Source organism: Capnocytophaga ochracea DSM 7271 (assembly GCF_000023285.1).
GTDB lineage: Bacteria > Bacteroidota > Bacteroidia > Flavobacteriales > Flavobacteriaceae > Capnocytophaga > Capnocytophaga ochracea.
Genome location: NC_013162.1, coordinates 1,805,719 through 1,822,516, shown reverse-complemented (window position 1 = coordinate 1,822,516; position 16,798 = coordinate 1,805,719). Strand labels below are relative to the sequence as shown.

The 16,798-nt window shown below is 39.2% G+C and carries 15 protein-coding genes and 3 tRNA genes; 3 read left to right on the top strand and 15 right to left on the bottom strand.

Going from position 1 to position 16,798, the window contains the following annotated elements:
- Positions 1 to 4: 4 nt before the first annotated feature.
- The 3 genes from COCH_RS07725 to COCH_RS07715 all read right to left on the bottom strand — a co-directional run bounded on the left by COCH_RS07725 (position 5) and on the right by COCH_RS07715 (position 293).
- A tRNA-Lys gene (locus COCH_RS07725) sits at positions 5 to 77 on the bottom strand.
- Positions 78 to 112: 35 nt separating this feature from the next.
- Positions 113 to 185 (bottom strand) — tRNA-Lys (locus COCH_RS07720).
- A gap of 35 nt (positions 186 to 220) precedes the next feature.
- Positions 221 to 293, bottom strand: a tRNA-Lys gene (locus tag COCH_RS07715).
- 139 nt (positions 294 to 432) lie between these two features.
- Between COCH_RS07715 and COCH_RS07710 the strand changes: the two genes are divergently transcribed.
- On the top strand, positions 433 to 945 hold the full coding sequence (locus COCH_RS07710; protein ID WP_015782633.1) for a shikimate kinase: 513 nt from the start codon (positions 433 to 435) through the stop codon (positions 943 to 945).
- A gap of 29 nt (positions 946 to 974) precedes the next feature.
- Here COCH_RS07710 and COCH_RS11130 read toward each other — a convergent pair whose 3' ends face one another.
- From COCH_RS11130 to COCH_RS07680, 7 genes are all read right to left on the bottom strand, one after another.
- A complete protein-coding gene (locus tag COCH_RS11130) occupies positions 975 to 1,622 on the bottom strand; it encodes an RluA family pseudouridine synthase (protein WP_015782632.1) in 648 nt (215 codons plus the stop codon).
- Complete coding sequence (locus tag COCH_RS07705) at positions 1,534 to 2,385, bottom strand: YoaK family protein (protein WP_015782631.1); 852 nt, start codon at positions 2,383 to 2,385, stop codon at positions 1,534 to 1,536. The genes COCH_RS11130 and COCH_RS07705 overlap by 89 nt, the downstream gene beginning before the upstream one ends.
- Positions 2,385 to 3,203, bottom strand: a complete 819-nt coding sequence (gene panB / locus COCH_RS07700; protein WP_015782630.1) for a 3-methyl-2-oxobutanoate hydroxymethyltransferase — start codon at positions 3,201 to 3,203, stop codon at positions 2,385 to 2,387. Before panB ends, COCH_RS07705 begins: the two co-directional genes overlap by 1 nt.
- Positions 3,204 to 3,458: 255 nt before the next feature.
- Entirely contained in the window at positions 3,459 to 4,586 is a 1,128-nt protein-coding gene (folK, locus tag COCH_RS07695) for a 2-amino-4-hydroxy-6-hydroxymethyldihydropteridine diphosphokinase (RefSeq protein ID WP_002671149.1), read from the bottom strand.
- A gap of 61 nt (positions 4,587 to 4,647) precedes the next feature.
- The gene (locus COCH_RS07690; protein ID WP_009411722.1) at positions 4,648 to 5,601 is read right to left on the bottom strand and encodes a phosphoribosylaminoimidazolesuccinocarboxamide synthase; all 954 of its coding nucleotides are present in this window, start codon (positions 5,599 to 5,601) and stop codon (positions 4,648 to 4,650) included.
- 637 nt (positions 5,602 to 6,238) lie between these two features.
- Positions 6,239 to 6,901, bottom strand: coding sequence for a TrmH family RNA methyltransferase (locus COCH_RS07685; RefSeq protein ID WP_009420669.1), 663 nt, complete (start codon positions 6,899 to 6,901; stop codon positions 6,239 to 6,241).
- Entirely contained in the window at positions 6,898 to 7,407 is a 510-nt protein-coding gene (locus tag COCH_RS07680; RefSeq protein WP_015782629.1) for a GNAT family N-acetyltransferase, read from the bottom strand. The genes COCH_RS07685 and COCH_RS07680 overlap by 4 nt, the downstream gene beginning before the upstream one ends.
- A gap of 99 nt (positions 7,408 to 7,506) precedes the next feature.
- Here COCH_RS07680 and COCH_RS07675 point away from each other — a divergent pair, with 99 nt between their 5' ends.
- Positions 7,507 to 8,244, top strand: a complete 738-nt coding sequence (locus tag COCH_RS07675; RefSeq protein WP_015782628.1) for an ABC transporter ATP-binding protein — start codon at positions 7,507 to 7,509, stop codon at positions 8,242 to 8,244.
- 48 nt (positions 8,245 to 8,292) lie between these two features.
- On the opposite strand, the gene COCH_RS07670 is transcribed toward COCH_RS07675, so the two are convergent.
- Positions 8,293 to 9,615: a leucine-rich repeat protein gene (locus tag COCH_RS07670; protein WP_049756975.1), complete on the bottom strand. Its 1,323-nt coding sequence runs from the start codon at positions 9,613 to 9,615 to the stop codon at positions 8,293 to 8,295.
- A 203-nt stretch (positions 9,616 to 9,818) separates the two neighbouring features.
- On the opposite strand from COCH_RS07670, the gene COCH_RS07665 reads away from it, so the two are divergent.
- The gene (locus COCH_RS07665) at positions 9,819 to 10,367 is read left to right on the top strand and encodes a tyrosine-protein phosphatase (RefSeq protein WP_015782626.1); all 549 of its coding nucleotides are present in this window, start codon (positions 9,819 to 9,821) and stop codon (positions 10,365 to 10,367) included.
- Positions 10,368 to 10,418: 51 nt separating this feature from the next.
- Here the strand turns inward: COCH_RS07665 and COCH_RS07660 are convergent, their stop codons facing one another.
- The 4 genes from COCH_RS07660 to COCH_RS07645 all read right to left on the bottom strand — a co-directional run bounded on the left by COCH_RS07660 (position 10,419) and on the right by COCH_RS07645 (position 16,467).
- Positions 10,419 to 12,218, bottom strand: a complete 1,800-nt coding sequence (locus tag COCH_RS07660; protein WP_015782625.1) for an AMP-dependent synthetase/ligase — start codon at positions 12,216 to 12,218, stop codon at positions 10,419 to 10,421.
- 146 nt (positions 12,219 to 12,364) lie between these two features.
- The gene (locus COCH_RS07655; protein WP_015782624.1) at positions 12,365 to 13,042 is read right to left on the bottom strand and encodes a PAS domain-containing protein; all 678 of its coding nucleotides are present in this window, start codon (positions 13,040 to 13,042) and stop codon (positions 12,365 to 12,367) included.
- Positions 13,043 to 13,087: 45 nt separating this feature from the next.
- Positions 13,088 to 13,774, bottom strand: a complete 687-nt coding sequence (locus COCH_RS07650; protein WP_009422490.1) for a PAS domain-containing protein — start codon at positions 13,772 to 13,774, stop codon at positions 13,088 to 13,090.
- A 221-nt stretch (positions 13,775 to 13,995) separates the two neighbouring features.
- Positions 13,996 to 16,467, bottom strand: a complete 2,472-nt coding sequence (locus COCH_RS07645) for a DUF2339 domain-containing protein (protein WP_015782623.1) — start codon at positions 16,465 to 16,467, stop codon at positions 13,996 to 13,998.
- Between the last annotated feature and the right edge of the window lie 331 nt (positions 16,468 to 16,798).

The window sequence follows — 16,798 nt, the reverse complement described above, 5'->3', positions numbered from 1 at the left end:
TTTGTGACCTGGCTGGGGCTCGAACCCAGGACCCCAACATTAAAAGTGTTGTGCTCTACCAACTGAGCTACCAAGTCCCTTAAAAATAAAAAAACAAATTGTATAACCCTTGTGACCTGGCTGGGGCTCGAACCCAGGACCCCAACATTAAAAGTGTTGTGCTCTACCAACTGAGCTACCAAGTCCCTTAAAAATAAAAAAACAAATTGTATAACCCTTGTGACCCGGCAGGGGATCGAACCCTGGACCCCAACATTAAGAGTGTCGTGCTCTACCAGCTGAGCTACCGAGTCATTATAACAATTCGGTGTCTTTATTGTTTTGCGGGTGCAAAGATATAACAAATTTCTTATGTAACAAGAAAAAAAGTATTATTTTTGCACTTTATTTTTAGCATTACATTTCAAACATCTATTATACAATACCTTATATATGAAAATAATTTTACTTGGCTATATGGGAAGCGGTAAAACTACTCTTGGAGAAGCTATAGCTCACCTTAAAAACATTCCTTTTATTGACCTTGATTCTTATATTGCTGAAGGTGAAAACCTATCAGTACAAGAGATTTTTAGTAGTAAAGGAGAGATTTATTTTCGAAAAAAAGAAACTCTTTATTTAAAGGAGTTATTACAAAAAGAGGAAGACTTTATATTATCCTTAGGAGGGGGAACACCGTGCTTTGGCAATAATATGGCTTTAATAAAAGAAGCTACTTCTTTATCTATTTATCTAAAATACCAACCTAAAACCTTAGCCAGACGTCTTATTAAAGAAAAACCGCATCGCCCTCTACTCTCTGAAATTAATGATGCTGATTTAGAGGATTTCATTCGCAAACATCTGTTTGAACGCAACCCTTTTTATATGCAAGCTAACTATATTATCTCTATGGATAATCTTACTGAAGAAGAAAGTATAAATGAAATTGTAAAAATTCTATAACTCTAAAAGCTATACGAATTAGCAATTAACTACAAGAAAGAGAAAGGGGCTTCTGCAATAATCTTAGTAGGCTCTTTCTTTACAGGGTGAACAAAGCTCAGGCTATAAGCGTGAAGACAGATACCTCCATCGGGATTGGAACGTTTGGCACCGTACTTCAGGTCTCCTTTGATGTGCAATTCTATGGCAGCTAATTGCGCTCTTATCTGGTGATGGCGCCCCGTGATGAGGTCGATTTCTAATAGGTAATAACGTTCATACGATTTCAATAACTTATAATGCAATACCGCTTTCTTGCTATGCTGCATTTCTTTATTATATGCTACTGACTTGTTTTGTTTTTCATTACGCACTAACCAATGGGTAAGCGTATCTTCCTCGACAGGAGGTTTTGCATCTACCAACGCCCAATAGGTTTTCTGTACTTCCTGTTTATTAGCAAACATCGTATTGAGGCGTGCGAGAGCTTTAGAGGTTTTGGCAAAGAGCACCACTCCCGTAGTAGGGCGATCTAAGCGATGTACCACTCCAAGGAATACCTCCCCAGGTTTGTTATATTTTTGTTTAAGGTATTGTTTGACAATATCGCTAAGCGGAGTGTCCCCCGTCTTGTCGCCCTGAACTATGTCGCCTACTCGCTTGTTTACGGCGATAACGTGATTGTCTTCGTAAAGCACGTCTACGTTTTCGGCGTTTGTGATAAGTTTCATAATGTCGTTTATTAGTGAAATAGAAAAAGCGCATTCCGTCGTAGAAAAGACCTAAGAGAAGAATGGCTACCGAAATGAGCAGAGTATATATTGAAAAACCTCGTTCAATATAAAAATACCCCGCACTAAATCCTCCTAGAAAGAAGAACGCAATGATAAAAAGTCTGAGACGAATGGTGTTTCGCAAATGCGTGTGTTGCTGCTCGTAGTGATTACGATTAAGGTAAATTCTTTGGGCGAGTTCGATACCTAAATCGGTGAAGAGACCTGTAAGGTGGGTAGTACGCACTACCGAGTTAGAGATTTTAGTCACAAAAGCATTCTGCAAGCCCATTGCAAAGAGCAAGATACAAGCGGTAACATCGGCGGGAATGTCATTGGAAGAAAAAGCGTGTAACCCTACTACCGATAACAAAGCTAAACACTCCAAGAGTGTAGGTTTGAGATACTTGTTCTGGGTACGATGATAATTAGCATCCTCAATCAGTAAACCCGAAGTGAAAGAACCTATGAGGAAAGCAAAGATGTAAAGAAAGTAAATGAGCCCTTTCCAAAACTCAGCTACCGACACGTCATAGATAAAATATGCAAAATGTCCCGTAACATTGGTGGTAAGTTTACCCACAAACAAAAAGCCGGTAACGTTCACCATTCCTGCGACGAATGAGAGCACTACGGCTATTTGTAGATTATGTTTGGCGGTACGTTTTTTACCTTGATGACGGAACATTAATACTGTTCTTTTTCGTTAGGAAAATCGACGCTTTTTACGTCTTCGATGTAATGCGATACGGCATTAGTAATCACTTCTTGCAAATTGGCATATTTGCGCAAGAAACGAGGCTGGAATTCATTGCTCATACCTAGCATATCCTGCATCACCAATACTTGTCCATCTACTGCACTACCAGCCCCAATCCCTATAATGGGAATATGCACACTCTTGGCTACTTCTTCAGCCAATGTAGCAGGTATTTTCTCTAATACAATAGCAAAACAACCCAATTGTTCTAATAACTTAGCATCTTCTTTGAGTTTTTGGGCTTCAGCTTCTTCTTTAGCACGCAAAGCGAATGAACCAAACTGGTGAATGGATTGAGGAGTGAGCCCCAAGTGTCCCATTACCGGAATGCCCGCATTTACAATGCGCTTGATGCTCTCGGCTTCCTCCTTACCTCCCTCCAATTTAATTGCGTGAGCGCCACTTTCTTTCATTATTCTAATAGCTGAGCGCAACGCCTTTTTAGGGTCGGATTGGTAAGTACCAAAAGGCAAATCTACCACTATAAGGGCGCGACTCACCCCTCGTACTACTGATGAGGCGTGATAAATCATTTGGTCTAAGGTGATAGGGAGGGTAGTTTCGTGACCTGCCATTACATTGCTGGCGGAGTCGCCTACCAATAGCACATCGATACCGGCACTATCTAATAGTTTAGCAAATGTATAATCGTAGGCGGTAAGCATTGAAATCTTTTCGCCATTGGCTTTCATCTCTACTATCGATTTGGTAGTTACTCGTTTGTATTCTTTTCTAACTGCTGACATTTTGTTGTAGTTTAAAAATCGGGGGCAAAGATACGAATAATTGAGAAATTAGCTAATTTGTGAATTAGCAAATTAGGAGAAATAGTATTTTGTCTACTCTTTTATAAACTATCCAATTGCTATAAACCATATTATGTTTCTTATTATTTGGATACTTATAATGTATAGAACCCGTATTTTTAGAGCGGATTTATCAAAATAAAAGTTATTCAACTTTGCCAAAATTTAAAACTTTGGCAAAGTGCATACTGAAAATTAATTCTCGCGTATCTTTTCTATAATATACTCGTAATGAGTGTAGTGTTTTACAAAATCGAGGTCGGTTACATCAATGATAAGAGAATTCATAGCGGTATTCTTCTGTATGAAATCTAAATAGCCATAGTGTATCTTTTTCAGATAATCGGGGGAGATGTTTTGCTCATATGTTCTACCACGTTTCTTGATATTTTCAATAAGACGGTCGGTATTTTGATAGAGGAATACATACAAATCGGGTTTGATGATTTGGCTATAAAGAATGTAAAAAAGCTTACGGTACAACACAAATTCATCATCGGTAAGAGTTACCTTAGAAAAGATAAGTGATTTGAAGATATCATAATCGGAGACGACGAACTCCTTGAACAAGTCCATTTGTGCTAACTGTTCACACATTTGCTGGTAGCGTTCGGTAAGGAACGACATCTCCAACGTAAAACCGTATTGTTTGGGATTCTCGTAGAATTTAGGCAGGAAAGGATTATCAGAAAACTGTTCTAAGATGAGCTTTGCATTGAAATCTTCGGCTATTTTAGTTGCCAAAGTGGTCTTTCCAGAACCTATATTCCCCTCAATAGCAATGTACTTATAATTCAAGAAAGGCGATTTTTGTGCAGGAAACGACAGCTGGTCGGTAAGACGTTGCACGGGTGAAGTATCATCGGTAGTGCGGAGGAGTTCGGCAACCGTTTTTTTGAGTACAGGGTGTACTTTGAGGTCATCGATATTTGCTAAAGGTTTCAGCACAAACTTACGGCGATGCAAGAGAGGATGAGGCACGGTGAGTACTTCGGTATTAATAACTTTATCGTCGTAGAAAAGAATATCGAGGTCGATAGTGCGTGATTGGTAGCCTTTGGACTGAGGCATACGCTCTCGCCCAAGTTCTTGTTCTATTTGCAAGAGCTGTACTAATACTTCCTCAGGTGAGAGAAAGGTACGACATAGCAAGCAGGTGTTCAGGAAAGCTTCCCCCGAAAAACCCCAAGAGGGTGTTTCGTAAACAGGGGCTATATCGACAATAGTACCCACCCGCATCGCAATGCCTTCAATGGCTTGTTGCAGGTAGGCTTTACGATTTCCTAAGTTACTTCCTAATGATATGTAGACATCGTGGTTCAATTAACGAGCGCTATTCAACTTTGGCAAAGTATAGGACGCAAAAGCGACCTTTTTTCATTGATTATTGATTCTGCAAAAATCGCATTATGTTGTCGTAGATGCGGTTCTCTATATCGGAAGTATCGGCGGGGAGGAATTTCTCGCCCATAATGTTCTCGTAGAGCTCTATATAACGCTCAGAAACGGATTGTACATACTTATCAGTCATCGTAGGTACTTTTTGTCCTTTTTCACCTTGAAAGCCCTTCGAAATGAGCCACTGGCGTACGAATTCTTTGGAGAGTTGTATTTGGGGTTCACCGTTTTCTTGTCGTTCGTCATAGCCTTCTTTATAGAAATAACGAGAGGAATCGGGGGTGTGAATTTCGTCGATGAGCACTATTTCGCCATCGCGAGTTTTACCGAATTCGTATTTAGTATCTACCAAGATGAGTCCGTGTTTAGAGGCGATTTCAGTACCGCGAGCAAAGAGTGCGTAGGTGTATTTTTCCATCAATCGATAGTCTTCCTCGCTTACAATTCCTTTGCGAATGAGGTCTTCACGGGAAATATCTTCGTCGTGCAAGCCTTGTTCGGCTTTGGTAGCCGGAGTAATAATGGGGTGTTGTGGGAACATATCGAACTCTCGCAAGCCTTCTGGCAAAGGTACACCCGATAGTTTGCGCACGCCATTTTTGTAGAGACGAGCCGAGTGTCCTGCAAGATAACCGCGAATGACCATTTCCACTTTTAGCGGTTCGCACACTTGACCAATAGAAACATTAGGGTCAGGAGAAGCAATAAGCCAATTAGGTACAATATCTTCAGTTTGTTGCAAGAAACTCACAGCCATTTGATTTAATATCTGACCTTTGTAAGGAATACCTTTGGGTAGAATGGTATCGAAAGCCGAAATACGGTCGGTAGCAATCATAATGAGGGTATCATCTTTAAGTTGATACACATCACGCACTTTCCCTCTGTAAACGGATTTTTGTTTAGGGAATTTAAAGTTTGTTTTTGTTATAGTATTCATTTCTGTAAATGGTTAAAAATCTCTTCTCGGTGCAAAGGTAAAAAATAATTACGAATTACGGATTACGAATTATGAAAAAAATGAGTGAAGAAATTGTAATACCTTAAATACCAGAAATGCCAAATAAAGATTAAAAAATTAGCAAATGATTAATGGTTAATGGTGAATGGTGAATGGTTAATGATTAATGGTTAATGATTAATGGTTAATGATTAATGATTAATGGTTAATGATTAATGATTAATGATTAATGATTAATGGTGAAATTGGGAGAGGATTATACAAAGCTTATGGGATAATCGAACGATGAGTGGCTTTTCAGTGGCTCTACAGTGGGTCTACAGTGGGTCTACAGTGGGTCTACAATGGCTCTACAACGAACAAAAGACGAAGGAATGACGAACAGAAAACGAACCTACGATGAAGGTAAAGCGAATTTAAGATAGAGATAAAAAGAAGGTTATTAGTAGAGTTCAACTTTGGCAATGTTTGAAACTTTGGCAAAGTTCATACAAAAGACGGTGCGAGCCGCACAGGCAGTGGTAGCACGGCAGGCAAGTAGGAAAAGAATGAACGAAGAAATGATAAAGATTTCTTGTAGTTAGGGCGAAGATAGGGGGAAGTTTATTGAAGGTTTTTATTTTTGAGCGGTGAGTTCTTCGTAGCGTTTTAGCACATCTTTTACGTTGCGAATGGATTTCTTTGTCCAATTGATAAGAGTGCTGAGGCGTTCTTCATCGGTGAGTTGCCAAGCTACTTGGCTACGGCGGAGTTTATCAGTAAGCTGTTGCAGGACAATGGCTACCGCTACCGAGATATTCAAACTTTCGGTAAAACCTACCATTGGAATTTTTAAATATGTATCAGCTTGTGAGAGTACTTGCTCAGAGAGCCCTTCTTTTTCTGTACCAAAGAAGAAAGCACTCTTTTTACTAATATCGAAGTCGTTGAGGAAATAAGCATCCTTGTGTGGGGTTGTTGCCACAATTTGGTAACCTTGGGCACGGAGGGCATCGATACAACTTTGGGTGTCGTTATAGCGGAAGACGTCTACCCATTTTTGAGCACCCATTGCTATTTTGGCATCGAGGCGTTTGCCAAATCGTCCTTCTATGCTGTGTGCTTGTTGCACGCCAAAGACTTCGCAAGTGCGCACTACGGCACTGGTGTTATGCATTTGGAATACATCTTCCATCGCTACCGTAAAGTGATTGGTACGCGCACTTATCACCTGTAAAAAACGTTCCTTGCGTTCTTCGGTAATAAAATGTTCTAAATAGGTGAGTAATTCTTGATTCATAGTTTTTTCTCAAAAGCTTTGCGGGGAGTACCTCTGAAAGTAACTTCTCCGCAGTACTTATAGCCTAATTTTTCGAATAGATGTAACATAGGGGCATTATCGAAATTAGTATCGGCTCGCAAAGAAGGAATGCCTTTATTGCGAGCTATTTCCTCTATCTTTTGAAGAAGAAACTTTGCTAAGCCACGCCCCAAATGGTCAGGCGAAATTGCTACGCGATGAAATACCATAAAGTCGGCATTGGTAAGCCATTTGCCCTTGATAGCCTCATAAGCAGGTTCGCTGTTGATGAGGAGAGCAACATAGCCTAATATTTCGTTGTCTTCTGTGAGTACATAGCCATATTGATGGGTGATATCGTTAGCTATCACCTCTTCATTAGGGTAGCCGTCTTGCCACTGGTTACTGCCATCGGCTTTGCGACGCTCAATAGCAGCAGATAGGATTGCCCAAATAGCAGGAGTATCCTGAGGCATTGCTATTCTAAGCGTTACATTTTCGTTCATTGTGTTACTTGTTACCTATTAAAACCCTGCAAATGTACAAAAAACTTTGCTAATTGCAATATTTTGACTAACTTGCCCCGCTTTTTAGCTTTTGAGAATATGAGTACACCCCCCAATGCCATTGAGGTAACCCACCTCAGCAAACAATATAAAGAAGCCACTAGCCTTGCCTTAAACGATGTGACGTTTAAGGTGAGAAGAGGAGAAATTTATGGTATTTTAGGACCTAATGGAGCGGGAAAAACTACCCTGATGTCTATTCTTTTTGGGAGTATCAAACCTACGATGGGGAGTTTTTCTATTGTAGGACTTACTTATAAAGATACAAGCCTTAGGTATAAAATAGGGGTGGTTCCGCAAGAATACGCTTTGTATCCTACGCTTACCGCTCGCGAAAACTTGCATTATTTCGGTAGCCTGTATGGACTCAAAGGCAAACAACTAAAAGCACTCACTGACGAAGCTCTTGAGCGAGTAGCCTTAGCCTCAGTTGCCAATAAGAAAATTGCTCATTTTTCGGGGGGAATGAAACGCCGTATCAACTTGGTGGCGGGTATATTGCACAGCCCTGAGGTGCTTTTCTTAGACGAACCTACGGTGGGGGTGGATGTGCAGTCCAAAAATATTATTATCGATTATTTAAAGGAATTGAACAGAGGAGGAATGTCGATTCTTTACACCTCCCATCATTTGCAAGAGGCACAGGATTTTTGTGACCGTGTAGGTATTTTAAACGAAGGACAATTGCTAAAAGAAGACACGCCTCAAAACCTTATTACCGAAGTGCAAGCATTTAATTTGGAAGAAGCGTTTATTCAGGTAACGGGTAAGAGATAAAAGGTAATAAAAAAAGCTACCGAATTGGTAGCTTTTTTTGTTTATATCTTATTTGATAAAATCTTTGTATTGAGGGTTTAATATTTTATATTCCTCTACTTTCCCGGAAGGGACATAGATGTTGCGCAATAGTGTTTGATTAAATGCCATAGTTCCTATTATAAAAGCATTAGGATTACGTATGATTACAGTATGCAAATTATCACACTTTGCAAAGGCATTATTTACTATATTGTTTACTGTTTCAGGAAGTATAACACTTGTAAGTCTATTACAACCTGTGAAAGCTCTTGCTTCAATAGTAGTAACGCTCGAAGGAATATCTACATTTTGTAGGTGAGTACAATTAGCAAAGGTTTGTGTTTTTATTTTTGTAATCTCTCTTCTTATATTCTCATTCGATACTTCTACACTTGTCAATTTAGTACATAGATAGAAAGCCTTAGCCCCTATATCTTTTACTTTATCCCCAATGACGAAAGTTCTCAACTGGTATGTGAGTTTATTTATTTCTGCGTTAAAAGCATTGTCAGCTATGATTTCTACATCTTTTAACTTAGGGTCAGTATTCATATCTATAAAAAGTGTTTTCTCATTTTTCCATTTTACTAAGGTCTTTCCGTCAGCGCTAAGTTCATAGTCTGTGTCACTCATTTGTTGAGCGGTAAGAGAAATACCGGTAGAAGGCCAACCTATATTAGTTTTAGGTCCATAGAATATTTTAGCTTCAGTATCGATATAGTAATCGCCTTCTACTCCTTGACTCACGGGTTTGCCTTGTCCTGAATATATTTTAGAGCGATCTTTACCGGGAAGCCCTTGTGCTCCCGTAGCACCCGTAGCACCTGTTTCTCCTTTGTCTCCTTGAGCTTTTATATGAGTGTCCTGATTCCCTATAAACCAATTACCATTCTCTCCTATATGAGGCGTAATACCATTTTGACCTTTTTGACCATTGGTGCCATTAGTACCATCAGTACCTTTTTCTCCTTGGGCTTTAATATGAGTATTCGTTTCACCTATATACCAAAAGCCATTTTTTATTTGAGGTACAGGAGCATCTTTTCCGTTTTGACCGTCGGTACCATTAGCACCATCGGCTCCTGCATCACCTTTTAAGCCTTTTAAAGAAATAGGAGTTCCCCATCCTTGTGCTGTTTTAGCTCCATAAAGATTGGCTGTAGATAGGTCGAGATAATAATCGCCTACCGTTCCTTGAGAAGCATCAGGCACGCCTATTCCTGAGAGGATTAAGTTGCCACGCTCACCGCGTTCTCCTTTTATTTCTACACGTTCTGTGTCGGTTTTGGTACATTGCACAGACACAAGACCAAGGCAACTTAATATTGCCATAAATAAAAATCTTTTCATAAAAATTGTTCTTCGATTAGCAAATAATATTAAAAATCGGGCGCAAAAGTACAAAATAAGAAAATACAACAATGCTTTTTTAACAATTAAAATGTTTATATTGCAATTATTTTATACAATATAGTTTGCATATCTGCTATAATAATAGTATGTTTGCCTGCTGATTTTAAGCACTTACCAGATTCTATAAAAACATTACTTTTATGAAGAAAAATCTAATACTTTACTTTCTATTATTCTCTTTTATCTCATTATGGGGGCAACAAAAAGCTACTCTTATTCACGCAGATGCTAACTTGTATAAGGTAGACAGTCTGCTTTACAGAAGTGAACAATTAGTAAATGAAGACAAGAAGATTATCAAAAAGATACCTATTAAAACTATCATTAATCTACGCTATTTTACTCGTTCAGGAGACAAGAAGATTTTCCACGCCTCTGAAGGTATCAAGCTTATCAATCACCCGTTACTTACTTGGCGTATCAAAGCTCCTGAAATAGCAAGTGTACTAAAACTAATTCGCAAACATCAAAACGAAGGAGCGGTACTTATTCACTGTTATCACGGCGCTGATCGTACAGGTATTATGGTAGCAATGTATAGAATTATCTATGAAGATTGGAGTATAGCCGATGCTAAAAATGAGATGCTCAATGGACCTTACGGCTATCACAGTGTCTGGAAAAACTTAGAAGCCTTGTTCACCGAAAGTACTGTTGCCGAAGTACGTAAGCACTTAGGAATAAAATAGAAAATAAAAAGAGACTATCCTAGAATGTTTTACAGATAGTCTCTAATATCTTTATCTGTACATCGCCTCTATTTCACGACTATAATTGGCATAAATCACTTTTCTTCTGAGTTTGAGCGAAGGAGTAATCTCATTACGCTCAATAGTAAAAGCCGAAGGCAGAAGCGTAAACTTTTTAATCTGCTCGTAGTCGGGTAGGTCTTTCTGAAATTTTTGTAGTTGCTTGCCTATGTATTCAATCACTTGGCTATGCTTTATCATATCTGCCGTGTTTTTATACTTAAGGTTGAGATCTTTTAGTGCTTGTGAGAGCATCTCGTAGTTAGGTACAATAAGGGCAGAAACAAACTTCTTACCATCAGCAATCACGGCTATTTGTTCTATAAGGTTATACTTCCCTACCTTGCCTTCAATCATCTGTGGAGCAATGTATTTGCCATTAGAAGTCTTCATCAGTTCTTTAATGCGTTCGGTGATAAAGAGATTGTTATTTCCGTCCAAATTACCCGCATCACCCGTACGCAAATAACCATCGGGAGTAAAAGCTTTGGCGGTTTCTTCAGGGTTCTTGTAGTAACCCTTCATCACCATTCCTCCTTTTACCAATATCTCGTTCTCTTCTCCTATCCGCACTTGCACATTAGGCATCACATTCCCTACCGATTGTGGGTTGATACGATCGTCGCCCCAACAAGATATAGTAGCAGTCGTTTCGGTCATCCCATAACCTAATTTCAGGTTAATACCTATCGACTGAAAGAAACGCCCGATACTAGGTTCGAGGTTAGCCCCTCCACAAGGCATAAACTTAATGCGTCCACCAAGAGCCTCTTTCAGTTTCTTATACACCATTTTATCAAAAAGGTTATAAGCTTTCTGTAAGACAAACGACGGTTTCTTACCTTGTTCGCGTAATGCCAATACTCGTTTACCAGTAGCTATTGCCAAGCGGAAGAGCTTACGCTTTACAAATGACGATGCGTCAGCTCGGTCGTGTACGGTGGCAAATATCTTTTCGTAGAAGCGCGGTACAGCACACATCAAGGTAGGACGTACCTCAGCAAGGGCTTCGCGCACTAAGTTAGTATCATCTAAGTAATAAACAGTAACTGCTTTGTAAAGGCAGAAGTACGTCCACGCGCGTTCAAATACGTGCGATAGTGGCAAGAAAGCCAATGACGTATCAGTGTTATCTACGGTAGATAAGCGCTCGGTATGTCCTACCATCTGGAAAGCCAAATTCTCATAAGTGAGCATTACTCCCTTGGGCTCACCCGTAGTACCCGAAGTGTAAATAATCGTAAAAAGGTCATCTAAATTGCGTTCTGCAATGCGCTTGTCTAACTCTGTGTCATACTGCGGACTATTGCCGAGTGCCAAAAAGTCGTTCCAGTGAATAGAATACTGTTTTTCGGTAAGAGGCACTTCGTTATCACATACCACAATCATTTGCAAGGTGGGGCACTGAGAGGCTACTTCAAGAGCTTTGTGGTATTGCTTTTCATCGCCCACAAACAGCACTTTCACCTCAGCGTGGTTCATCACGTAGAGAGCTTGTTCGGCGGTATTTGTAGTATATATGGGTACCGGAATGGCACGTATTTGCAAGCAAGCAAGGTCGGCAAGCGACCATTGTGGGGTATTCTGTGCAAGAATCCCTACAGTTTCTTGGGGCTGGATACCCAATGAAAGCAGAGATTTAGATAAAAGGGTTGTGGTACTGCCTAAGGTCTCCCACGTAATACCTTTCCAATGAGAAGAAGCGACTCTTCCCATCAAAGCGTCTTTCTGTGGGTATTGCTGTACATTATTCCGAAACAGCGATACAAAGTGATAGGCTGTTAAGTCCATTTCGTTATTGAATTAATTAGTCGGGGCAAAAGTATAAAATAATTTTCAATTGACAATCCACGCTCAATAAATAACAAATCCTATGCCACAAAAAAGAGGAATAGAGTCTACCTCTATTCCTCTCTTATCTCTATCTAATGTTTTTATTAGTTAAACAAACGCTCGAAGAAGTTCTTGCGCTTTTCATTCTTCGAGTCATCCATTTGGTAAATATCGTCAGATACTGTCACGTTGTTATTATCAACACCCGATACGGTTTCAGCTGTAAATTTAGTTTGACCCTCTGACATAATACTTATCACAAAATCGATATAATCTTTTCCTTGCTTAGCCAAATAGTTTTTAAAGAAACGACTGCTCAATTCTACACCCCCTATTCTCTCCATTTTCAAAAGTGAATCATAGAAAGGTGCCAAATAGTCTTTAATCGCTGCTTCAGGCACCGATCTTCTTCTGCCAATGTAATGTGTAATATTACCCGATGCATCACGACGCATTTCAAAATCAGTAACCACCCAGTAGTATTCTCCTGTTTTAGCTAAGTTCTTAATCACACCCACAAAGTTATTTCCCGCCTTTAAGTTATCCCAAAGAAGCTTAAAAATAAGTTTTGGCATATCGGGGTGGCGTATCAAGTTATGAGGTTGTCCTATGAGTTCTTCAGCAGTGTAGTGTGATACCTCACAAAACACATCATTCACTTTGGTAATAGTACCAATCGCATCTGTTTCACTGATGAGTACTTTGGTCTTATCCCACTGTACTTCACGGTCAATAGGAGTGGGTCTTGCAATTGTAGGTACAGCACTTTTAAATTCTGACATATTATTTTAAATTTTTTAGTTAATCACATAAGTTGCTCTAGATAGTTATTGCACAAACAATCTACCAAAGAAACTCTTGCGTTTCTCGTTTTGAGCCTCATTCATAGTTACAATATCATCTGAAATCACTTGTGTAGTATCTACTGATGATACTTGATTTTCTTCAAAAGACACATTTTCTCTATTTTCATTCATTATATCTATAATGAAATCAATATAATCCTTGCCTTGTTTAGCTAAGTAGTTCTTGAAAAAACGGGTACTAAGTTCCATTCCACCTATCTTCTCAAGCTTCAAAAGCGTATCATAAAACGGAGCTACATAGTTGTCTATTACTCCTTTGGGCACCGATCTACGGCGTGCAATGTAGTGTGTGATATTTCCATCAGCATCTCTACGCATTTCAAAATCGGTGATTACCCAATAATACTCTCCTGATTTTGCTAAGTTCTTAATCACCCCAATAAAGTTATTCCCCAATTTAAGGTTATCCCAAAGCAGTTTAAAAATCAGTTTAGGCATATCAGGGTGGCGAATGATACTATGTGGTTGCCCTACCATTTCCGCAGCACTATAGCCACAAACATTGCAAAACACATCGTTTACATTGGTAATTCGACCATAAATATCAGTTTCACTAATCACTACCAACGATTTATTCCAGTTCACCTCCTTGTCAATAGGAGTAGGACGTTGTACAGTAAGCTTAATGTCTCTATAATCTCTAATCATTACAAAATTAAATTTTGGTTATTATGGCACAAAAGTAATGCTTTTATTTTAATTATATGTATTTTTTTATCAAAAAATTTTCCTTACAACAATCTTCTCCTTTTATTAGTTTGATTTACAATTTACTATAATAAAACTAACTCCTCTAATCTCTCTCTTCTTATTTGGAAAAATAATACACATTTAGCATTTTTTCTCTCTCTTTTTAATCTTCTGCCCTCTTATTTTTGCTCTCCCTCTATTTCTTTGGTATATTTGTTATAGAGAAACGATGCTACCAGTAGCAATACCCCAAGCAGTACAAACACTATGGTCTTATGTAGCGTATCGAGGTGGGTAGTATCGTAAAAGAATAACTTCAAGAGCGTAAAACCTACCAATATAATACCCGATATTCGCTGGTATTTCTTCCTTTTAAAAATACCCAATACTACCAATAAAATAGCATAACCTCCCCATAAAATTGTAAGACCTAATTTATAATTAGCTACCGATTCATATATATCTGTCCAGTGCAGTAATTCACTGCTAGCAACCCACAAAATAACCAGATGCAACAACATTTCCAATACACGCCTTGCCCCTGTTTTAAATTCCAAAAACTTACTGAGGGCATAAATGCTATTGCCTAATACCACCAGCGAGAGCAAACCCACATATCTAATATTTAAAAACCAAAGTGATAACTGCCCTCCTTCCTGCACTTCTTCCATATAACGTTCTCGCAACTCACTGAAATAGTAAAGCCCCAAGGTCATAAATATAGTCAGTAACAAAAAGTTTAAGCCTATTTGTAGTTCTGCCAACAATTTCTTTTTCAGGTACTTCACATTCAGAAAACTATAAGCCGAAATAAACAACACACTGTATATAATATGCCATACCCCTTTAAAAGTGTTCAAGTCTTGATATGCCTCATAATGGCTGTAAATCACAGGGTCTTGATGTAAAGCCCTCATATCGCAAAACACGCTTATCTCTCTGTAAAAAGTGCAATACAAAATAAGTACCGAAAAAATATTGAACAAAAAGCTCAACACTTTATTAAGTGTCCCTGTCTCTTTGTATTTATCATTGATATAAGCCATTGCTCCTACCGCCACACTATAAAGTAACCCTGTAATAAAGAGCAAGTTAGCAAAAGGCGTGATATACGCTCTCGCGTCTTCCATATCAAAGATACTATAAGAGCCTTTCCCCCAATCTATCAGCAAACTGAAAGTAGCCAAAATCGCTACTGCGTATGAAATTCGCTCGTACACAGGCATTTTTTTAGTACGCCCAAACCCAAAAAGTAACGCAGCTTCGGCTATCCAGAAGATAGTTATCCACGTTCCTTTAAACTGTATCGGAATTACCAAAGTAGCAAATGAGAGTGCCAACACCAAAACTAAGTATTTCAAAGCCTGAGAAGGCGCCTTTTTGAGGTGAAAATAATAACCCACCAAAAAGTGAAATACAGCGTTAAGCAATGTAAACATCGCCACAAAAGTCCGATTATTAGGATAATAATCCAATATAAGCCAAACACCCATCGCGTAAAACGACAAGCTACTAAACAAGAACAAAAGCACATCTACCGCTTCCAATTCCTGTACCCTGTGTATTTTCTGAGCTATAAAAGCAACATAGAAAGTGAGGAACGTTACCAAATTAAATACAAAGTAAGGCACAAAGTCGTCGTACTGATAAGCCGATACCCACGTCGAGAACAACAATAGCCAAGTGAGGAACAACGCCGAAATGTACAGTGAACGCCATTGCTTATAAAACGAAAGTATCAGCACACCTATATTAATAATTGCTGTATACGCAAATAAGATTTCTACCTGACCCGAGTTATTACTCAAAAGAAAAGGTACCGCATAACCTCCCACAAGCCCTATAATAGCTATCACCACTTGGTTATAGCTCAACGAAGCAAGTACCGTAAAGGCTGTAAAGAGGAACATCAGCACAAAGGCAAGAGATTGCGGGAAATAACCAAAAACAGCATATGCAATAAAGGTGACGAAATAAAAAATCGTCATTGCTCCACTCACCAAGATAGCACTAAAACTCTCATATTTTTTCTTGAGCATAGCTCCCGTTACAAAAAGCCCTATACCCATTAAGTAACCTAAAACCAAGCGCATTGCAGGGCTGATAAGGTTATGCTGAATAGAGTATTTCACCCCTATAAACACCCCAATAATAATAATCACTATCCCTATCTTGCTAAACAAATTCTCACCGATAAATCGCTCCCAGTTAGTAGGTTGCTTCGGCTCAAACGGATTTCTCACCTTCTTTTTGGGCGCAAACGGATTCGTTTTTGTTGTAAAAGTAATCGGAGGGGTCTCTTGTTTCGGTTGTGAAGTTTCTTGCACCGGTTCAGCAACCGCCGCAACAGCCGTTTGCTTCTCTACAACAGCTGTCGTCATTTCCTCAGCCACAGTATTTATTACGGTTTGTTCCTCAACAGGAGTTACCGTTTCCACAGGGGGAGTCTCTGTTACTGCCTCACGTGTACCCTCAGGCACTGCCGTTTCTGCGGGTACCGCCGAACTTAATACCGAAGTAGCACGCATTTGGGCTTTCAGTTCCCAAAGCGTTTGCTTTATCTGCTTCATCTCTTTAATGAAGTCGTACTGCCTGTCCACAGCACCATCTACCTGAGCCATTAAGGCTTCTAAATCTTTTTCTGATACCATAACTTATAAGTAAAAGCGAATGCTAATAAGCAATGAAAGCACAAAGGTAACAAAAAAAACTAATTTACCAAAATCACCCATATAATCCTTACAGCATTCACATTTAACGGATTCTCCTCCATTGAGAATATGCAAAAAGTTTTAAATAGGTATGATTGCGGATTGTCTCCCTTTGGAGGGGGAGCGGGGGAGGTAAGTTATAACACCTCTCCCCTACCCCAAACGCCCTTCACCCTAAATTACGAAAGTACACCCCTACGCCTCAGCTTTCGTTTTAATATATCTTTAACACCTCCTAAATACCTGTTTCTCAACGTTTAATACAGTCATT